This is a genomic window from Neoroseomonas eburnea (genome assembly GCF_018129005.1).
GTDB classification, from domain to species: Bacteria; Pseudomonadota; Alphaproteobacteria; order Acetobacterales; family Acetobacteraceae; genus Neoroseomonas; species Neoroseomonas eburnea.
The window spans coordinates 51,918-70,976 of the sequence record NZ_JAAEDL010000013.1 but is presented as its reverse complement, the minus strand read 5'-3'; the positions used below and the strand labels follow the sequence as shown (position 1 = coordinate 70,976).

General features: G+C 71.8%; 20 protein-coding genes. 4 read left to right on the top strand and 16 right to left on the bottom strand.

What is annotated here, in order from left to right:
* The first annotated feature begins 33 nt into the window (after window positions 1–33).
* Window positions 34–897: an ATP-binding protein gene (locus GXW74_RS14365; RefSeq protein WP_211847204.1), complete on the top strand. Its 864-nt coding sequence runs from the start codon at window positions 34–36 to the stop codon at window positions 895–897.
* Window positions 894–1,856: an MBL fold metallo-hydrolase gene (locus tag GXW74_RS14360; protein ID WP_338148239.1), complete on the top strand. Its 963-nt coding sequence runs from the start codon at window positions 894–896 to the stop codon at window positions 1,854–1,856. The genes GXW74_RS14365 and GXW74_RS14360 overlap by 4 nt, the downstream gene beginning before the upstream one ends.
* Here GXW74_RS14360 and serS read toward each other — a convergent pair.
* The 11 genes from serS to GXW74_RS14305 form a co-directional block, all read right to left on the bottom strand.
* Window positions 1,840–3,108, bottom strand: a complete 1,269-nt coding sequence (gene serS / locus GXW74_RS14355) for a serine--tRNA ligase (protein WP_211847203.1) — start codon at window positions 3,106–3,108, stop codon at window positions 1,840–1,842. The genes GXW74_RS14360 and serS overlap by 17 nt on opposite strands.
* A gap of 77 nt (window positions 3,109–3,185) precedes the next feature.
* Complete coding sequence (gene tatC, locus GXW74_RS14350; protein WP_211847277.1) at window positions 3,186–3,929, bottom strand: twin-arginine translocase subunit TatC; 744 nt, start codon at window positions 3,927–3,929, stop codon at window positions 3,186–3,188.
* Window positions 3,930–3,984: 55 nt separating this feature from the next.
* Complete coding sequence (gene tatB, locus GXW74_RS28405) at window positions 3,985–4,491, bottom strand: Sec-independent protein translocase protein TatB (protein WP_211847202.1); 507 nt, start codon at window positions 4,489–4,491, stop codon at window positions 3,985–3,987.
* 83 nt (window positions 4,492–4,574) lie between these two features.
* Window positions 4,575–5,621, bottom strand: coding sequence for an ABC transporter ATP-binding protein (locus GXW74_RS14340; RefSeq protein WP_246523353.1), 1,047 nt, complete (start codon window positions 5,619–5,621; stop codon window positions 4,575–4,577).
* Between the two features lie 13 nt (window positions 5,622–5,634).
* A complete protein-coding gene (gene scpB, locus GXW74_RS14335; protein ID WP_211847200.1) occupies window positions 5,635–6,648 on the bottom strand; it encodes an SMC-Scp complex subunit ScpB in 1,014 nt (337 codons plus the stop codon).
* Entirely contained in the window at window positions 6,632–7,390 is a 759-nt protein-coding gene (locus GXW74_RS14330) for a segregation and condensation protein A (RefSeq protein WP_211847199.1), read from the bottom strand. The genes scpB and GXW74_RS14330 overlap by 17 nt, the downstream gene beginning before the upstream one ends.
* Window positions 7,387–8,094: a site-2 protease family protein gene (locus tag GXW74_RS14325; RefSeq protein WP_211847198.1), complete on the bottom strand. Its 708-nt coding sequence runs from the start codon at window positions 8,092–8,094 to the stop codon at window positions 7,387–7,389. The genes GXW74_RS14330 and GXW74_RS14325 overlap by 4 nt, the downstream gene beginning before the upstream one ends.
* Complete coding sequence (nagZ, locus tag GXW74_RS14320; protein ID WP_338148238.1) at window positions 8,094–9,125, bottom strand: beta-N-acetylhexosaminidase; 1,032 nt, start codon at window positions 9,123–9,125, stop codon at window positions 8,094–8,096. The genes GXW74_RS14325 and nagZ overlap by 1 nt, the downstream gene beginning before the upstream one ends.
* Window positions 9,126–9,141: 16 nt before the next feature.
* Window positions 9,142–9,870, bottom strand: coding sequence for an SPOR domain-containing protein (locus tag GXW74_RS14315; protein WP_211847197.1), 729 nt, complete (start codon window positions 9,868–9,870; stop codon window positions 9,142–9,144).
* A gap of 30 nt (window positions 9,871–9,900) precedes the next feature.
* Entirely contained in the window at window positions 9,901–11,739 is a 1,839-nt protein-coding gene (locus GXW74_RS14310; protein WP_211847196.1) for an arginine--tRNA ligase, read from the bottom strand.
* Between the two features lie 7 nt (window positions 11,740–11,746).
* A complete protein-coding gene (locus GXW74_RS14305; protein ID WP_211847195.1) occupies window positions 11,747–12,895 on the bottom strand; it encodes a deoxyguanosinetriphosphate triphosphohydrolase in 1,149 nt (382 codons plus the stop codon).
* A gap of 104 nt (window positions 12,896–12,999) precedes the next feature.
* Between GXW74_RS14305 and GXW74_RS14300 the strand changes: the two genes are divergently transcribed.
* The gene (locus tag GXW74_RS14300; protein WP_211847194.1) at window positions 13,000–13,353 is read left to right on the top strand and encodes a HesB/IscA family protein; all 354 of its coding nucleotides are present in this window, start codon (window positions 13,000–13,002) and stop codon (window positions 13,351–13,353) included.
* A 141-nt stretch (window positions 13,354–13,494) separates the two neighbouring features.
* Complete coding sequence (gene xth, locus GXW74_RS14295; RefSeq protein WP_211847193.1) at window positions 13,495–14,262, top strand: exodeoxyribonuclease III; 768 nt, start codon at window positions 13,495–13,497, stop codon at window positions 14,260–14,262.
* 110 nt (window positions 14,263–14,372) lie between these two features.
* Here the strand turns inward: xth and GXW74_RS14290 are convergent, their stop codons facing one another.
* From GXW74_RS14290 to GXW74_RS14270, 5 genes are all read right to left on the bottom strand, one after another.
* Entirely contained in the window at window positions 14,373–14,693 is a 321-nt protein-coding gene (locus GXW74_RS14290) for a hypothetical protein (protein WP_211847192.1), read from the bottom strand.
* 24 nt (window positions 14,694–14,717) lie between these two features.
* On the bottom strand, window positions 14,718–14,948 hold the full coding sequence (locus GXW74_RS14285) for a hypothetical protein (RefSeq protein ID WP_211847191.1): 231 nt from the start codon (window positions 14,946–14,948) through the stop codon (window positions 14,718–14,720).
* Window positions 14,949–15,179: 231 nt separating this feature from the next.
* Window positions 15,180–16,904, bottom strand: a complete 1,725-nt coding sequence (gene ilvD, locus GXW74_RS14280) for a dihydroxy-acid dehydratase (protein ID WP_211847190.1) — start codon at window positions 16,902–16,904, stop codon at window positions 15,180–15,182.
* A gap of 136 nt (window positions 16,905–17,040) precedes the next feature.
* The gene (locus tag GXW74_RS14275) at window positions 17,041–18,042 is read right to left on the bottom strand and encodes an LLM class flavin-dependent oxidoreductase (protein ID WP_211847189.1); all 1,002 of its coding nucleotides are present in this window, start codon (window positions 18,040–18,042) and stop codon (window positions 17,041–17,043) included.
* Between the two features lie 30 nt (window positions 18,043–18,072).
* Window positions 18,073–18,867, bottom strand: a complete 795-nt coding sequence (locus tag GXW74_RS14270; protein ID WP_211847188.1) for a DUF72 domain-containing protein — start codon at window positions 18,865–18,867, stop codon at window positions 18,073–18,075.
* Window positions 18,868–19,059 lie beyond the last annotated feature (192 nt).

The window sequence follows — 19,059 nt, the reverse complement described above, 5'->3', positions numbered from 1 at the left end:
CCGTCAATAGCGTCCGGGCCTATTCGGCGGAGCATGGACGACGCCACCCTCCTCCCTGCCCTGACCCGAATCGCCGAGGCGCTGGAGCGCCTGGCCCCGCCGCCGGCTGCCGCGCCGCGCCTGGAAGGTGCGGATGCCTTCGTCTGGCACCCGGAGCCGCATGCGCGGCTCGCCCCCGTGCCGCGCGTCGCCGCCGTGCCCATCGCGCTGCTGCGCGGGGTGGAGCGCCAGAAGTCCCTGCTGCTCGAGAACACGATGCGCTTCGCGCGCGGCTTCACCGCCAACAACGCCATGCTGTGGGGCGCCCGCGGCACCGGCAAGTCCTCCCTGGTCAAGGCCGCGCATGCCGCGGCGAACGGGGAGATCGCGGGCAGCCTGGCGCTGATCGAGATCCACCGCGAGGACATCCGCACCCTGCCCGACCTGCTCGGCCTGCTGCGCGCCCAGCCGCGCCGCTGCCTGGTGTTCTGCGACGACCTCTCCTTCGAGAAGGAGGACGCCGACTACAAGGCGCTGAAGTCGGTGCTGGACGGCGGCATCGAGGGCCGGCCCGAGAACGTGCTGTTCTACGCGACCTCCAACCGCCGCCACCTGATGTCGCGCGACATGATCGAGAACGAGCGCAGCACGGCCATCAACCCGGGCGAGGCGGTGGAGGAGAAGGTCTCCCTCTCCGACCGCTTCGGCCTCTGGATCGGCTTCCACAATGCCGACCAGGACACCTTCTTCGCCATGATCGAGGGCTACGCGGCGCATTTCGGCCTGCCGGTCGAAACCGAGGAGCTTCACCGCCAGGCGGTGGAATGGTCGGTGACGCGTGGCGGCCGGTCCGGGCGCGTGGCCTGGCAGTTCATCCTCGACCTCGCCGGACGGCTCGGGGTGAAGATCGCGGCGTGAGCCGGCCGGCGCAGCGCGACGCGGCCGGACGCTTCCTGAACCCGGACGGTTCGCCGGGCGGCAAGCGGCTGCCTGAGGTGCTGCGGCTGATGCTGGGCGGGGACGGCGCTCGCTGGCCGCGCCGCCTGACGGACCCGCCGCACCCCCCGCCCGCGCCGCCGCCGCCCGGTCACGTGGCGGTGACGGCGATCGGCCATGCGAGCTTCTGCATCGCCTTTTCCGGCGGTCCCGTGCTGCTGACCGACCCGGTCTGGAGCGAGCGCGCCAGCCCCTTCCGCTTCATCGGTCCGCGTCGTGCGAGGCCACCCGGGCAGCAGTTGGAGGCCCTGCCCCGGCCCGATGCGGTGCTGGTCTCCCACAATCACTACGACCATCTGGACCTGGCGACGCTGCGGCGCATCGCCCGGCTCTGGGCGCCGCCGGTGCTGACCGGTCTCGGCAACGCGGCGCTGATCGCCCGCGCGGGGCTCGACCCGGTTCGTGAACTGGATTGGTGGCAGACGCATCGGCTGCCCGGCGGGCACCACATCACCTACCTGCCGATGCGGCACGGCTCGGCGCGCGGCCTGGGCGATCGCTGCCGCGCGCTGTGGGGCGGCTTCGCGGTGGAAACCTCGGGCGGCGTGCGGGCCTTCTTCTGCGGCGACAGCGCCTGGGGTCCGCATTTCGCCGAGATCGGCGAACGGCTCGGCCCCTTCGACGTGGCGATGGTGCCGATCGGTGCCTACGATCCCCGCTGGTTCATGCGCACCGTCCACATGGACGTGACCGAGGCCCTGCAGGCGCACCACACGCTGCGCGCCCGCACCTCGATCGCCATGCATTTCGGCGTCTTCAAGCTGACGCGCGAGCCGATCGGCGAACCCGCCCAGCGCCTGATCGCGCTTCGCGGGGATGCCGATTTCCGCATCCCCGCCTTCGGCGAGACGCTGACGATCCCGCTCAGCCGATCCGGCTGACCCCGCCCATGAAGGGCAGCAGCACATCGGGGACGCGGATGCTGCCGTCCTCCTGCTGGTAGGTTTCCATCACCGCGATCAGCGCGCGCCCGACCGCGACGCCCGAACCGTTCAGCGTGTGGACGAAGACGTTGCCCTTGCCTTCCTTCGGCTTGAAGCGCGCATTCATCCGCCGGGCCTGGAAGTCGCGGCAGTTGGAGCAGGAGGAGATCTCCCGCCAGGCCTGCTGGCCCGGCAGCCAGACCTCCAGGTCATAGGTCCGCGCCGCCCCGAATCCGGTATCGCCGGAGGACAGGATGATCCGCCTCCAGGTCAGGCCGAGGTCGGTCAGCACCCGCTCGGCGCAGCGCGTCATGCGCTCGTGCTCGGCGGCGCTTTCTCCCGGAGTGGTGATGGAGACCATCTCCACCTTCCAGAACTGGTGCTGGCGCAGCATGCCGCGCGTGTCGCGCCCGGCGCTGCCGGCTTCCGAGCGGAAGCAGGGCGTCAGCGCAGTCAGGCGGATCGGCAGTTCGGCCTCGGACAGGATCTCGTCCCGCGCGAAATTGGTCAGCGGCACCTCGGCGGTCGGCACCAGCCAGCGGCCGTCCGTGGTGCGGAACAGGTCCTCGCTGAACTTCGGAAGCTGGCCCGTGCCGTACATGGTGGCGTCGTTCACCAGCAGCGGCACGGAGGTCTCGCTGTAGCCGTGCGCCTCGGTGTGCAGGCTGATCATCCACTGCCCCAGCGCGCGTTCGAGCCGCGCCAGCGCGCCCTTCAGCACGGTGAAGCGCGACCCGGCGAGCTTCGCCGCCATGCCGAAATCCATCAGCCCGAGCGCCTCGCCGAGCTCGAAATGCTGCTTCGGCAGGAAGGGATGGTTCGGGATATCGCCGTGCTGGTGCAGGACGACATTGGCGGTCTCGTCCGCGCCGTCCGGCACCTCGGCGTCGAGGATATTGGGCAGGGCCTCCAGCAGCGCGGTCTGTTCGCCTTCCGCGGCGGCGGCGGCGGCCTCCAGCGCGGCCATCTCGTCGCGCAGCGCGACGGCCTCGGCTTCCAGGGCGGCGGTGTCGCCGCCCTGGCGCTTCGCCATGCCGATCTCCTTGGCGATGGCGTTGCGGCGGGCCTGCCTTTCCTGCAGCGCGGTGTGGGCCGCGCGGCGCGCCTCGTCATGCCGCAGGATCGCCGCGGACACCGGATCCACCCCGCGCCGCGCCAGCGCCGCGTCGAAGCCCGCGGGGTCCGCCCGCACCGCCCTGATGTCATGCATCGCGAAAAGCCTCTCGAACCGAGCTGGGGGTATCCCGTCCTCGCGCGGCGCGCCACCGGCACGCCGCGCCGCGGGGATCAACTGTCGTCGCGCTTCGGCGCCACCCAGCGCGCCGCGAAGATGGAGATCTCGTAGAGCAGGATCAGCGGCACCGCGAGGCCGATCTGGCTGATGATGTCGGGCGGCGTGATCACCGCCGCCACCACGAACATGCCGACCACGGCGTAGCGCCGCCCCTTGCGCAGCGTCTCGACGTTGAGAATGCCGACCTTGACCAGCAGCGTCAGCAGCACCGGCAACTGGAAGGCAATCCCGAAGGCCAGGATCATGTGCATGACGAGGGAGAGGTACTCGCCGACCTTCGCCTCGAGCTGGATCGGGATGCCGCCCGACCCCGGCGGCGTCTCGAAGGAGATGAAGAACTGCCAGGCCAGCGGGAAGATGAAGTAGTAGGCGAGCGCCGCACCCATCACGAACAGGAAGGGCGAGGCGATGAGGAACGGGTAGATCGCCCGCTTCTCGCTGCGGTACAGCCCCGGCGCGATGAACAGCCAGAGCTGCGTCGCCCACATCGGGAAGGAGAAGAACACGGCGCCGAAGAAGGCCACCTTCAGGTAGGTGAAGAAGGCCTCGTAGAGCGCGGTGAAGATCATCCGCCGCTCGCTGCCCGATTGCCGATGCAGGATGTCGGCGAGCGGCTGCGCGAGGAAGGCGTAGATCTGCTGCGAGAAGTAGTAGCAGACGGCAAATGCCAGGATGAAGGCGCCGACCGACCACAGGAGCCGCTGACGCAGCTCCTTGAGGTGGTCCATCAGCGGCATCGGCTTGTCGTCGATGGTGTCTTCTTCAGGGGAGAGAGCCAAGGCTGCCGGTCCCTCAGACGCTCGGAGTGGCGGTGGGCTTCGGCGGCTCGGTCGACGGCGGCACGAAGGCGGGGGCAGGCGCGGGCGGCGGCGGCTCGGGCAGCGGGGGCGGCGGCGGCGCGGACCACCGCGCGACCTCCGGCGGCACGAAGGGCGGCGCATCGGGCACCGGCGGCGGCGCCCAGGGCTCGGGTGTCGGCCCGCTGCTCAGCGGGTCGTCCTGGAAGGTCTTGCGGACCGTGCCGTCCGCATCCACCGCCTTCTCGATCTCGCCCTTGATGTCGAAGTTGCGGATGTCGCTGATGGTGCTGCGTACTTCGGCGATCTGGTTGCGCACGTCGTCGAGCTTGGCCTCACGCACCAGCTCGTCGGCCTGCTGCTGGAACTCCGCCACCTTGCGGCGCAGCGACTGGATGCCCTTCGCCACGCCCTTGATGGCGTCGGGCAGGTCCTTGGGCCCGATGACGACAAGCGCCACCACGGCAATCAAGGCGATCTCGGACCAGGCCAGGTCGAACATGCGCTCCCTTCCCCGGCTCCATGCGCCTCGGGGGACGCCCCGTTAGCAGGAAGCCGGCAAGCCGCCAATGCGGCCACGTCTATCTAGGTAGCCTCGGGCGGAAAGACGAAGGCCCGCTCGGGGTCGATCGCGACCGTTACGCGCTCGCCACGTGCGAGGCGCCGCCCCGGGGGCAGCCGGGCATGCAGGTGCAGCAGCCCCCCCGCCCCATCCGGTAGCGCCAGGTGGACGAGCGTGGTGGCGCCGAGCAGACGGCAGGCCTCGACCTCCGCCTCGTGCGCATTCTCGGCGCCGAGGCGCAGGCCTTCGGGGCGGACCAGCACCTCGACCACCGTGCCGTCGGCCATCTCCCGCGCCGGCAGGGTGCCGATCGCGGTTTCCGCCTGGCCATCCTGCACGCGGGAGGGCAAGCGGTTCACCTCGCCGAGGAAGGTCGCCACATAGCGGTCCACCGGGCCGAAATAGAGCGCTTCGGGCGGGCCGAGCTGCAGGATCCGCCCTTCCCGCATCAGGGCGATGCGGTCGCCCATGAACATCGCCTCCTCCGAGTCGTGCGTCACCAGCAGGGTGGCGATGCCGGAGGTCTGCAGCACATGCAGCGTGTCGTCGCGCACCTGTTCCCGCAGGCGCGCATCGAGGCTGGCGAAGGCCTCGTCCAGCAGCAGCACCGAGGGGCGCGGCGCCAGCGCCCGGGCGAGCGCGACGCGCTGCTGCTGCCCGCCGGAGAGCATGTGCGGGAAGGCCGCCTGGTAGGCTTCAAGCCCCACGCGCGCGAGCGCGTCCATCACCCGCCAGCCGCGTTCGCCCTTGGGTGCGAAGCGCAGGCCGAAGGCGACGTTTTCGGCCACCGTGAGATGCGGGAACAGCGCGTAGTCCTGGAAGACGAAGCCGACGCCGCGGCGTTCCGGCGGCACGTCCCGTCCTGGCTCGGCAATGACCTGGCCGCCGAGTTCGATGCGTCCGGCCTGCAAGGGCTCAAGCCCGGCGGCGAGACGCAGCAGCGTCGTCTTGCCGCAGCCCGAGGCACCCAGCAGGCAGACGATCTCGCCGGGGGCCACCGAGAGATCGATGCCGCGCAGCACCTCGCGGACACCATAGGCGTGGTGGATATCGTGAAAGATGAGAGACAAGTCTGCTTCGCCCTCAGGCGCCGGGCGGGCTGTCGGCCGCCAGGGGGCGCGCATCGGCGGGCGCGCCCGGCTCGGCCGCGACCGGTGGCGCTTCCGACCCGATCGCGGGCGATACTTCCGCCGCCTCGGAGTCGGCATCACCATCGGCTGGCCCCGGGACCTGCGCCGCCGCAGTCGCCAGGCCCGGCAGGGCGGGGCCGGTCTCGGCGGTAACCAGTTCCTCCTTGCGCGGCAGGTCGGACAGCGCCTTGAGGCCGAACTGCTCGAGGAACTTCGGCGTGGTGCCCCACAGGGTCGGCCGCCCCGGCACCTCGCGCCGTCCCCGCGGGGCGATCAGGCCAAGTTCCAGCAGCGCCTCGAGCGTCGTCTGGGCGAGACTCGCGCCGCGGATCTCCTCGATCTCGCCGCGCGTGCAGGGCTGGTGGTAGGCGATGACGGACAGCGCCTCCATCGCCGCGCGCGGCAGGCGGCGCGGCGCCTGCACCACCTTGGTCAGGCGCTGCGCCAGGTCCGGCGCGGTACGGAAGGCCCAGCCGCCGGCGACCTCGGCCAGCACCACGCCACGCCCTTCGCAGGCGGCGGCGAGGGCCGCGACCGCCACGGCCGCGGAGAGCCCCTCCGGCAACACCGCCGACAGCACCGCCGGGGTCACAGGGCGGTCGGAGGCGAAGATCAGCGCCTCGGCGATGCGCACGCCGGCGGCGAGCAGCGCGGGGTCGGGCGCGTCCGCCAAAGGCGAGATCTCATCGGCGGAGGCGACGGGCACGTCACCGACGCCCTCGGTCCCGGGTGCCGTTTCCGGCCCATCCCCGGGCGCCGGGCCGACCGCGTGCTCGCTCGCGGCCTCGTCCGTCTCGGGCCGACAGCCCGCATCGTCGCCCGCTGCGGCGAGCGATGCCTCGCCCTGCGGCAGGGCCTCCGACGGCACGGGCGCGACCGGCGCCAGGGCGGGGGTGTCCTCCCCTCCCTCGCCCCGTTCCGGCGCCGGGGCGGGCCCCTCGCCCGCCGCCTCAGGCCGTCCGTTCATCCGATGAATCCTCCTCCGGCCGGCGGCGGAGCAGGATGGGGCCGAAGGCCTCCTCCTGGCGGATCTCGATCCCGCCGCCGCGCGCCATCTCCAAGCCTGCCACGAGCGTGCTGGCAAGGGCCGCGCGACGTTCCAGCGGGTCGAGGATGGTATCCGGCAGGAATCCCTGCAGCACCGACCAGGAGGGCAGCGCGCCGACCAGCCGGGTCAGGCGGTCGAGCGCCTCCTGCACGGTGAAGAGCTTTCGCGGCTTCGGCCGGTACGGGCGGCGGGCCAGGGCGCGCCGGCGCGCCGCCACGTAGGATTGCAGCAGCGCCGGCAGGTCGGCATGCAGCCCGGTGCGGTCCTCGACGCGCAGGCTTTCCGGCGCGCCGCGGGCGAAGACGTCATGCCCCAGCCAGGGCCGGCGGTTCAGCCACAGGGCGGCGGCGCGCATGCGTTCCAGCTCGGCCAGCCGGTCGGCGAGCTGTTCGGCCAGCGCCTCGGCGTCCTCGCCCTCGGCCTCCTCGGGCGGCACCAGCAGGCGGGATTTCAGCCAGGCGAGCCAGGCCGCCATCACCAGCCAATCCGCGGCGAGTTCCAGGCGCACCCGCCGCGCCCCCTCGATCACCGCCAGGTACTGGTCTACCAGCGCGACGATGGAGATCTTCGCGATGTCCACCTTCTGCGCGCGAGCGAGTTCCAGCAGCAGGTCGAGCGGCCCCTCGAACCCTTCGAGATGGAGCTGGAGCGACTCGCTCATCCTCCGCCTCCATGCCCGGCCGCCAGCAGCACGAGGTCGAAGGCGGGTGCCACGACATGCCGGACGAACCAGGCCATCGGGTCCCAGGCCGGCACCGCCATGGGCAGCACGAACAGCACCAGGATCACGATCATCATGCCATAGGGCTCGGCGCGCGCCAGCGCGATGGCCGGCGCCCGCGGCAGGATCCCCACCATGATCCGCCCGCCGTCGAGCGGCGGCACCGGCAGCAGGTTGAACAGGCCGAGCACCAGGTTCGCCACGATGGACAGCGCGACGAAGCGCAGCAGGAACTGTGTCAGCTCCGGCCCGATCATCCCCTGCGCAGCCAGGACGAGATGCGCCAGCAGCGCCGCCGAGAAGGCCAGCAGCGCATTGACCCCCGGCCCCGCCGCGGCGACCAGCACCATGCCCCAGCGTGGGCTGCGCAGCCGCCAGATATCCACCGGCACGGGCTTCGCCCAGCCGAACATCGCCTGCACCTGCCCGATCGTCAGCAACTGGCCGAGCACCATCAGCCCCGGCACGATCAGCGTGCCCAGCGGGTCCACATGGCGCAGCGGATTGAGGCTGATCCGCCCGGCCCGCTGCGCGGTGTCGTCGCCCAGCGCCAGCGCGGCATAGCCGTGCGCGGCCTCATGGATGGTGATGGCGAGCACGGCGGCGAGCACCGCCGCCGCGGCTTCCGGCAGCCAGTCGGGCATCAGGCCTCCCGGGCGGTCGGGTCGGCGCCGGCCGGGCCGGCGGTGCGGGCACCGAGCATCGCATCCCGCAGGGCGCGCAGGCTGCCCGGGTCGCGGTCGCGGAAGGCGTCGCGCGCGGCGCGGGCGGCCGCCATGCGCGCCGCGGCGCGGTCGGTCAGCCGCGGGCAATCGGCCAGCAGCGCGGCGGTATCCGCCAGCCGTCCCGTGCAATGCAGTACCAGGTCGCAGCCGGCCGCCAGCGCCGCCGTGGCCAAGTCGTTCGAGGCCCCCTGCAGCGCGCCCATCGCCAGGTCGTCGGTCACCAGCACCCCGTCGAAGCCGATCTCGTCACGGATCACGTTCCGTACCACCGCGGGAGAGATGGTGGCGGGCAGCGCCGCATCCCAGGCCTCGTAGAGCACATGCGCCGTCATTGCCCAGGCGCCGCAACACGCGAGCGCCCGGAACGGTGCGATGTCGGCGGCAAGCTCCGCCGCCGGGGCGCCGACGCGCGGCAGTTCATGGTGGCTGTCGGCGAGCGCGCGGCCATGGCCGGGAATGTGCTTGATCACCGGAATGGCGCCGGCATCCTGCAAGCCGGCGACGAAGGCGGCGCCGAGCCGCGCGATCTCCGCCGGCTCGGCCGAGAAGGCGCGGTCGCCGATCACCCCATGGGCGCCGGGCAGGCGCAGGTCGAGCACCGGCGCGCAGACCACGTCGAGCCCTTCCGCCACGCAGGCGGCGCCGAGCAGCAGGGCATTGGCGCGCGCGGCGGGCGCCGGGGCGCCCTCGAAGGCGGCGGCGGCGGGGAAGGCCTCCCAATGCGGCGGCTTCAGCCGCGCGACGCGGCCGCCTTCCTGATCGACCAGGATCGGCGCGTGTTCGCCCAGCGCCTCCCGGATCGCCGCCGTCAGGGCACGGAGTTGCGCCGGGGCCACGACATTGCGGGCGAAAAGGATGGCACCGGCCGGGCGGCGGGCGCGCAACAGCGCCGCCTCCTCGGCCGTCAGGGAGGGCCCGGACAGGCCGACGATCGCCGCGCGGGGGGTCACGATGCAGCGCGGCGGATCAGCGGATGACGACGCAGGGCATGCCGCGGGCGCGCGCCTGCTCGCAGAACGCCTGCGCGGCCGCGACATCGGCGAAGCCGCCGGTACGCAGGCGGAACAGCGTCGCCTGCCCTTCCCGCTCGAAGCGCACCACCTGCGGGCGGAAGGCGCCGAGCAGCTCGGCATGGCGCCGCGCCAGGCGGTCCCATTCACCCTGCGCCGCCTCCTCGCTCGTCAGCGCGCCGAGCTGGACGCGGATACGGCCATTCGGTGCCGGTGCGGGCCGGGCGGGTGCTTCCGGGGCGGCAGGGGCCGTGGCCTGCGGTGCGGCCGCCTGCGGGGCCAGTGCCTGCGACCCCGGTACGGCTGCCTGCGGTGCGGGTTCGGCCGGGCGCGGCGCCGGCTGCGCCACCTGGGCGCGCAGCGCGTCGAGCCGCGGCGCCTCGGGCTCGGGCGCAAGCTGGCCGCCGCCGGACTGCGCCGGGCCACGGTTGCGCTCGAAGATCAACTCGTCCTGGTTCGGCACCCGCAGCCCGCCCGGATCGTCGGGCCGCACCTTGAACGGGCGCGGATCGGGTTCGATCAGCGGCACGGAGCGGGACCCGCCCATGCGCGATACGCCCCAGACCACGCCGGCCCCGACGAGAAGCGCCATGGCAAGCCCCCCGCCGACCGCGATCATCCGCCAGGGCGGCCCGCCGTCCCCCGACGGGCGCACACGATAGGACGGTACCGGAATGTCGTTCACGCCCCACCCCCTGGGCCGCGCATCAGCCCGTCAGCGCATCTCCTCGACCGGCGTCACCCCCATGACGCCGAGGCCCGAACGGATCACCGTCGCGGTCGCCGCGACGAGGGCCAGCCGGGCCCGGGTCGCTTCCGGTTCCTCCGCGCGGATGAAGCGCAGCGTCGAATCGTCGCGACCACGGTTCCACAATACATGAAAGTCCCCGGCCAAGTCCCCAAGATAGAACGCGATCCGATGGGGCTCACGGGCTGTTGCGGCGGCTTCGACCGTGCGCGGCCAGGCGGCGATCCGGCGGATCAGGGCGGTCTCCGCCGGGTCGGTCAGCGCATCGAGCGGCGCGCCCGCCAGATCGGCCACCGCGGGGTCCCCGGCCTGGCGCAGCACCGAGCGGCAGCGCGCATGGGCGTACTGCACGTAGAAGACCGGGTTGTCGCGCGACTGCTCGACCACCTTGTCGAGGTCGAATTCCATCTGCGCATCCGACTTGCGCGTCAGCATCGTGAAGCGCACGGCGTCGCGGCCGACCTCCTCGATCAGGTCGCGCAGCGTGACGTAGGTGCCGGCGCGCTTCGACATGCGCACCGGCTCGCCCGCCTTCATCACGTGGACGATCTGGCAGAGCACCACCTCGAGCGGCACCTTGCCGTCCGAGACCGCGCGCACCGCCGCCTGCATGCGGGAGACATAGCCGCCATGGTCGGCGCCCCAGACGTCGATCAGCAGATCGTGCCCGCGCGCGATCTTGTCCGCGTGGCAGGCGATGTCGTTGGCGAAGTAGGTGTTGGAGCCGTCGGACTTGCGCAGCGGCCGGTCCACGTCATCGCCGAAATCGGTGGCGCGGAACAGCGTCTGCGGGCGCGGTTCCCAATCCTCCGGCGTCTTGCCCTTGGGCGGTTCGAGCACGCCCTCGTAGATCAGGCCCCTGTCCTCGAGCAGCTTCACCGCGCCCTCGACGGCGCCGGCCTCGACCAGCGAGCGCTCGGACAGGAAGACATCCTGGTTCACGCCGAGCAGCGCGAGGTCCTCGCGGATCTCCGCCATCATCATCGCCACCGCCGTCTCGCGCACGGTGTCGAGCCAGGCGGTCTTCACCAGCCAGCCGCGCTCCAGCGCCGGGGCGAAGGCGGAGAGCGTCTCCTCAGCCGGCACCTTGGTGCCTTCGATGCGCCGTGCGGCGAGGCTGTCGCCGAAGCGCTCGGCCAGCGCATCGCCCACCGCGACGAGGTAGTCGCCCCGGTATTGCAGCGTGACGCCGAAGCGGCGCTCGGTGGCTTCCGCGGTCCAGTCCTCGCCGTTGAGGGTGATGGCGCGCATGTACCGCCAGTAGGCCGCCCAGCCGAGGGCCGCGACCTGGTTGCCGGCGTCGTTGACGTAGTATTCCTTGGTGACGTCCCAGCCCGCCTTGGCGAGCAGGTTCGCCAGCGCATCGCCCACCACGGCTCCGCGGCAATGGCCGACATGCATCGGCCCCGTCGGATTGGCCGAGACGTATTCGACATTCGCCCGCACGCCGGCGCCGAGCCTGCTGTCGCCGTAGCGTTCCCCGACGCGCAGTACGGTCGGCACCTGGGCGCGGAGGAAGTCCTCCCTCAGCCGGAGGTTTACGAAGCCGGGACCGGCGGGTGCCGCCTCGCTGACCATCGGCAGGGCCATCAGGCGCCCGGCCAGCGCCGCAGCGAGCTTGGGCGGCGGCATGCGCGCCGGCTTGGCGGCGACCAGCGCGGCATTGGTCGCCATGTCGCCATGCGCGGCGTCGCGCGGCGGCTCGACCTGTACGCGCGCCAGGGCTTCGGCCGGCAGTTCGGGCACCAGGGCCGCCAGCGCGCCGCGCACCTCCTGCGTCAGCAGGGTGAAGATGTTCTCGGTCATGGGGTGCTCAGCCAGGGATGTCGGGGTCGGTCATGCGCCGGTGTTCCTCCAGCGCGTAGCGGTCGGTCATGCCGGCGATGTAGTCGCACACCACCAGGGCGCATTGGGCGCTGCCGGGGTCGCCGGCGCGGGCGCGCCACATCGGCGGCAGCATCTGCGGCCCGCCGTGCAGCAGGCTGAACAGCAACTGCACCACGCGCTTCGACTTCGCCATGGTGCGGTTGACCCGCCAATGCCGGTACATGCGGTGGAACAGGAAGTCGCGCACCGCGAGGTTCGCCTGCGTCATCGCTTCGGAGAAGGCGATCACCGGGTGGCCGGCGCGGCGGATGTCGTCCACGCCTTCGGGCGCCAGGGCGGCGAGCCGCCGGCGGCTTTCCGCCACCACGTCGCCCACCATGTGGTTGATGACGCGGCGGATCATCTCCGGCGCCAGCCGCTCGGGGGCGACGTCGGCGGCGCAGGCGCGGGCTTCCGCCAGCGCCTCCCCGATCAGGGGCAGCCCGGCGACTTCCTCGAGCGCGAAGAGCCGCGCCCGCAGCCCGTCATCGAGGTCGTGGTTGTTGTAGGCGATGTCGTCGGCCAGCGCGGCGACCTGCGCTTCGGCCGAGGCATGGGTGTCGAGGTCGAGCGGGTGCCGCGCGTCATAGGCCGCGATATAGGGCGATGGGCGGCGCAGCGGGCCGTTGTGCTTGGCGAGGCCCTCCAGCGTCTCCCAGGTGAGGTTCAGCCCGTCGAAGCCGGCGTAGCGCGTCTCCAGCGCCGTCACCGCCTTGAGCGACTGCGCATTGTGGTCGAAGCCGCCATAGGGCTTCATCGCGCTGTTCAGCGCGTCCTCGCCGGCATGGCCGAAGGGCGGGTGGCCGAGGTCGTGGGCGAGCGCGAGCGCCTCGGCCAGGTCCTCGTCCAGCGCCAGTTGCCGGGCGATGGAGCGGGCGATCTGCGCGACCTCGATGGAATGGGTCAGGCGCGTCCGGAAATGGTCGCCTTCATGGTAGACGAAGACCTGCGTCTTGTACTGCAGGCGCCGGAAGGCCGTGGCATGGATGATGCGGTCGCGGTCCCGCTGGAAGGGCGAGCGCGCATCACCCCCCGCTTCCGGATGGAGCCGGCCGCGGGAGGTCTCGGGCCGGACGGCATAGGGCGCGAGAGTCATGGCCGGGGGCCGTAGCACCCGGGCGCGCCCCCCGGCAACCGCACCCCTGCGTTGGAACGGAGCGCCGAAGCGCCTATCTTCGGGTTCCGAGGAGTGACCCCACCATGCCCGACGGTGCCAGCACCGCCCCAGCCTTCCGTGTGACCGACCGCGCCCGCGCCCAGGTGGCCGAGATCGCCGCGCGCGAAGGGCGCCCCGCCGCGGGTCTGCGCCTTGCGGTGGAGGCCGGCGGCTGCTCGGGGTTCCAGTACAAGTTCGGACTTGAGGATTCGCCGGCCGAGGATGACCTGGTGGTGGGCGAGGGCGAAGGGCGGGTCTTCGTGGATCCCGTCTCGCTGGACCTGCTGGCGGGGGCGGAACTCGACTGGGCCGAGGAGCTGATCGGGGCGCATTTCGCCATCCGCAATCCGCAGGCAGTGTCGGCCTGTGGATGCGGGACGTCGTTTTCGGTGGGATAAGGGTGGGGGAGGAGAACCTCCCCCACGCCCCCTCCCTTCTTTGTCCTTTGGGAACTGACAGCCAAAGTCAGGTCCCAGGTGCCAAAGAAGGTTGGGGGGTTCGGGGGGAAGTTCCCTTCCCCCCGACCTTCTCGAGGCCCCATGAAACTCGGCACCTTCAACGTCAATTCGATCCGCCAGCGTGCCGGCCATGTCGTGCGCTTCCTGGAGCGTGTGCAGCCTGACCTGCTCTTCCTGCAGGAGACGCGCTGCACGGCGGAGCAGGTGCCGACGACGGAATTCGAGGCGCTGGGCTACAGGACCCATGCCGTCGGGCAGCCGGGCGGGCGCAATGGCGTCGCGGTGATCGCCCGCATCCCCTTCGAGGTGGTCGCCGAGCACCTGCCCGGCGACGAGGAGGACACCCAGGCCCGCTACATCGAGGTGCGCGCGGGTGGCCTCAATGCCGCCGGCATCTACCTGCCCAATGGCAATTCCGGCGGCGAGGCCGGCTTCGCCTTCAAGCTGGCCTGGATGGACCGGCTGCGGGCAGTGGCGGCGGAGCGGCTCGACAGCTTCACGCCCTTCGCGATGCTCGGCGACTTCAACGTCTGCCCGACCGATGCGGACCTGGCGCCGGGCGCCCTGCCGCCCACCGACGCGCTGGTCCGGCCGGAAAGCCGCGCGCGCTTCCGCGCCCTGCTGCATCTCGGCCTGACCGACGCGCTGCGGGCGCTGCACCCGGCGGAGACGCTCTACACGTACTGGGACTACGGCGCGGCCTTCGAGATCAACCGCGGCCTGCGGATCGACCATGTGCTGCTGAGCCCCGAACTGGCCGAGCGCCTGGACTCCTGCGAGGTGGACACCGCTCCGCGGTCCGAGCCGCAGCCTTCCGACCACACGCCGGTGATCGCCACGCTGCGCTGACCGGGCCTGGAGCGGTTTCCGTTCGCCTCGGCTCACGGCAACCGCTCCAGCCTCTTGGTCCTGCGAGCGTCTTCACCCGATGAGGCGATGCCACCTGACCGGCATCCGCTCTACCACCGGCGCCTGTAGTAGGGCCGGCCCCAGTAGCCGCCGCGCGGCCCCCAATAGCCGCGACCACCCCATCCCCAGCCCCAGCCCCAACCCCAGCCAAGGCCAATTCCGATCGACGGCGACACCACCACCGGCGGGGGCGGCTGCGGGACCACGTAGATCGGCACGCCTTCCTCCGATGCGCCCCCGTAGCCGTAGCCATAGGCGGGCGGCGCGTAGGGCACGACCGGAGCCGGCGGCGGCGGCAACGGCCCTATGGCGCCGTCCGGGTAGACGGCGCAGGCGCCAAGCAGCATGCCAAGCCCAATGGCAGCGCGCATCCGGGCCATCGCTCCCTCCCGCGCTCAGCGCCAATAGCCGCCCCAGCAGCGTCCCCAGGCGTCGCAGCGCCGCGGCACCCAATGCCGCCGCGGGGGCGGCGCCACATAGACCCGCGCTGGCGGTGGCGCCGGCTCAACATAGACCGGTGCCGTCCCGTAGGGTCCCGCCGCGTAGGGTACCGGCGCGGGATAGGCGATGCAGCCGACCAGCCCGAGGCCGGCGCAGAATGGAAGCAGCAGACGCATGCCCAACATGGCAGCCTCCCGACGGCGGGGCAGCGTGCCGCCCCGCCGAACGGGAATTCTGCCATCGCCGGCATGGCAAAGGCGTGGCGGATCATGCCAAGCGGACGGGGGTTCCGCCTTCGTCCGCCTCGGACGCCCGGCCGGCCGCAGGCGCGGCCCTCGGCTTCACGGCATGCGCCGCGTCGCGCGACCGCGCGCCCGGCTCCGCGGGCCGGAGGTCGATCCTGCGTGCGACGAGCACTACTGGTCCGCGTAGCAATGCGTCTCGGCGGCCGCGCCGGGGTTCGTCACGGCGCCGAGATAGGCCGGCCCGACGAGCTGGCCATACTTCCACAGGGCTCCGGAATTGTAGTCCGTCCCGCGCGGCGTCCAGGCGGCGCGCCGGCGGGCGATCTCCTCCTCCGGCACGATCATGTCGATGGTGCCCGCTTCCGCGTCGATGACGATGCGATCGCCGTTCCGCAGCAGGGCGATCGGCCCGCCGACCGCCGCCTCCGGGCCGACATGGCCGATGCAGAAGCCGCGCGTGGCGCCGCTGAAGCGCCCGTCGGTGATCAACGCCACCTTGTCGCCCATGCCCTGGCCGTAGATCGCCGAGGTGGTCGAGAGCATCTCCCGCATGCCCGGCCCGCCCTTGGGCCCTTCGTAGCGAACGATGATGACGTCCCCGGCCTTGTAGGCCCGCATCTCGACGGCCTTGAAGGCGTCCTCCTCGCAGTCGAAGCACAATGCGGTGCCTTCGAAGCGCAGCTTCGTCATCCCGGCGATCTTCACGATCGCGCCCTCGGGCGCCAGGTTGCCGTGCAGGGCGACGACGCCGCCGATCGGGCTGATCGGGCTGATCGTCGGGCGCACCACGTCCTGGCCGGCGGGCACGATCACCTCGCGGTGGTTCTCCGCGAGGGTCTTCCCCGTGACCGTCAGGCAGTCGCCCTTCACATAGCCGCCGTCGAGCAGCGCCTTGATGATGACCGGCACGCCGCCGATGCGGTGGACATCGGCCGCAACGTATTTCCCGCCGGGCTTGAGGTCGGCGATGTGCGGCGTCCTGCGCATGATCTCGGCGACATCCTGCAGGGTGAAGCGGATGCCGGCCTCGTGCGCCATCGCCGGCAGGTGCAGCGCGGCGTTGGTGGAACCGCCGGTCGCGCCGACGATCGCCGCGGCGTTGTGCAGCGCGTCCAGCGTCACGATGTCGCGCGGCCGGATGTTGCGGCGGATGAGCTCGACCACCGCCTTGCCCGAAGCGACGGCGTAGTCGTCGCGTTCCACGTTCGGCGCCGGCGCGCCGGCTGAAAAGGGCAGAGCGAGGCCGATCATCTCGCTGACACAGGCCATGGTATTGGCGGTGAACTGGCCGCCGCAGGCGCCGGCACCGGGGCAGGCGTGACGTTCGAGCTCGTCGAGTTCCTCGTCCGACATGTTGCCGGCGGCGTGCTGGCCGACCGCCTCGAAGACGTCGAGCACGGTCACGTCACGCCCATGGTGCTTCCCCGGCATGATCGAGCCGCCATACATGAACACGCTCGGCACGTTCAGCCGCAGCATGGACATCATCACGCCCGGCAGCGACTTGTCGCAGCCGGCGATGCCGACCAGCGCGTCGTAGCAATGGCCGCGCATGGTGAGTTCGATGGAATCCGCGATGGCCTCGCGCGAGGCCAGGGAGGACTTCATCGACTGGTGGCCCATGGCGATGCCGTCGGTCACCGTGATGGTGGTGAATTCGCGCGGCGTCGCGCCGGCGTCCTTCACGCCCTTCTTGGCGGCCTGCGCCTGGCGGGAGAGCGCGATGTTGCAGGGCGCGGCCTCGTTCCAGCAGGAGGCGACGCCGACGAGCGGGGCCGCGATCTCCTCCGCCGTCAGCCCCATGGCGTAGTAGTAGGAACGGTGCGGCGCCCGCTCCGGCCCCATGGTGGTGTGGCGGCTCGGCAGCTTGGACTTGTCCCAGGCACTTGCGGACACGGACGGTCTCCTCGGGCTTTTCGGAAGCCGGTCCCGGCCGGCTTCCCTGCATCAGCGGGCTATCCAGGGCCGATGGGGGGTGCGTCAAGTGCGCACCGGCGGGAAGGTGGCCATACCGGCATCGGGCGGCCGGTCGTCATGCCGGGGCCGCGGCGGGCTGGTGCGCCTCGGCGAGGATCGCGAAGGACCGCAGCCTGGCGGCGTGGTCGAAGATCTGCGCGGTGACCATCAGCTCGTCGGCGCCGGTGCGGGCGGCGATCTCGGCGATGCCCTGCCGCACCGTCTCCCGCGAACCCACGACCGAGCAGGACAGGGAATGGTCGAGCATGGCGCGCTCATGCCGGTCGAGCCGCGCCTCCAGCCCCTCGACCGGTGCCGGCAGCTTGCCGGGGCGGCCGCGCCGCAGGTTCAGGAAGGCCTGCTGCAGGGAGGAGAAGAGGAAGCGCGCCTCGGCCTCGGTCTCCGCGGCGAAGACGTTGACGCCGACCATGACGCGCGGCGCCGCGAGACGGTCCGAGGGGCGGAAGCGATCCCGATAAACGGCAATCGCATCCATCATCTGCGCCGGCGCGAAATGCGAGGCAAAGGCATAGGGCAGGCCGAGATAGGCCGCGAGCTGCGCGCCGAAGGTGCTGGAGCCGAGGATCCAGGCCTCCACCGCCTCACCCGCGCCGGGGACGGCGCGGAGCGCCTGGTCCGGTGCCGCCGGGCGGAAATAGTCCAGCAGCTCCACCACATCCTGCGGAAAGGCATCCGAATCGCCCGCGAGGTTCCGCCGCAGCGCGCGCGCCGCGACCTGGTCCGTCCCCGGCGCGCGGCCGAGGCCGAGATCGACCCGCCCCGGATAGAGCGCAGCGAGGGTGCCGAACTGCTCGGCGACGACCAGCGGCGCATGGTTGGGCAGCATGACGCCGCCGGCGCCGATGCGGATGCGCTGCGTGCCTTCGGCGACATGCGCGAGTGCGACCGCCGTCGCCGCGCTGGCGATGCCGGGCATGTTGTGGTGTTCCGCCATCCAGAAGCGCCGGTAGCCCAGCGCATCGGCATGGCGGGCGAGATCGCGGGAGTGGCGCAGCGCCTGGCCGGCGTCGCTGCCTTCCGGGATCGGGGAGAGGTCGAGGACCGAGAGCGGGATCATGCCCCGCATATGGGCTGCCGGTGCGGGCCGTCAGCCCTTGACCCGCGCGATCAGTTCCCGGGCGGCCGCCGGGTTGCGTTCCTTCTCCCCGCTGATGACGAAGAGGAAGACATCCCGCGGCGCTTTCGGCGCGGCTTGCGCCACGGGCGCGGCGAGGTCCTCGAGCCCCTCCCCCTTCGCCAGCGCCTTCGCGCGCTTCGCCCAGGCGTCGAGTGCCTTCGGCGCATAGCCGGCGGCATGCGCCGCCGTCGTGCCCATGATGCGCAGATAGGCGAAAGGCGCGGTGAGGTCGGTGAAGAGCGGATACTCGCCGTCCGCCGCCACGACGATCGCCACGCCATGATTGCGCGCGATGGCGACGAACTCCGGATGCCGGAAGCTCTCGTGCCGCGCCTCGATCGCGTGGCGCAGCGGCACCCCATCGACCGACCTCGGCAGCAGGGACAGGAAGGCGTCGATATCCGCGCCATCGAACTGCTTCGTCCCGGCAAGCTGCCAGTTGATCGGGCCGAGCTTGTCCTTCAGCGCGGAAAGGCCGCTCGCGAAGAACTTCTCCAGCGACGGACCGGCCTCGGCCAGCACGCGGCGATTGGTGACGAAGCGCGAGCCCTTCAGCGCGAAGACGAAGCCTTCCGGCACCTCGTCATGCCACTTGGCGAAGCTCTCCGGCGATTGCAGGCGGTAGTAGGTGCCGTTGATCTCAAGGCCGGTCAGGTGCCGCCCGGCATGGGCAAGCTCGTCCTTCTGCGGCAGGCCCTTGGGGTAGAAGACGCCGCGCCAGGGCGGAAAGGTCCAGCCGCCGACGCCGATGTGGATCCTCGCCATCGCCCTGCTCCGTGACGGAGAGGGGCTTTGCCCCACTCCCGATCTCTCGCCACCAAAGGCCTCAGGGCCCTTGGACACCTCGATTCCGCCCTGCAGGCGGACACCACGCACCCGCCGGGCACTCGTCCTGCACAAAGGCGGCCCTGACACGCGGAATGGCAGCGGCGCGCGGCACCAAGTCCCGGCAGTCCA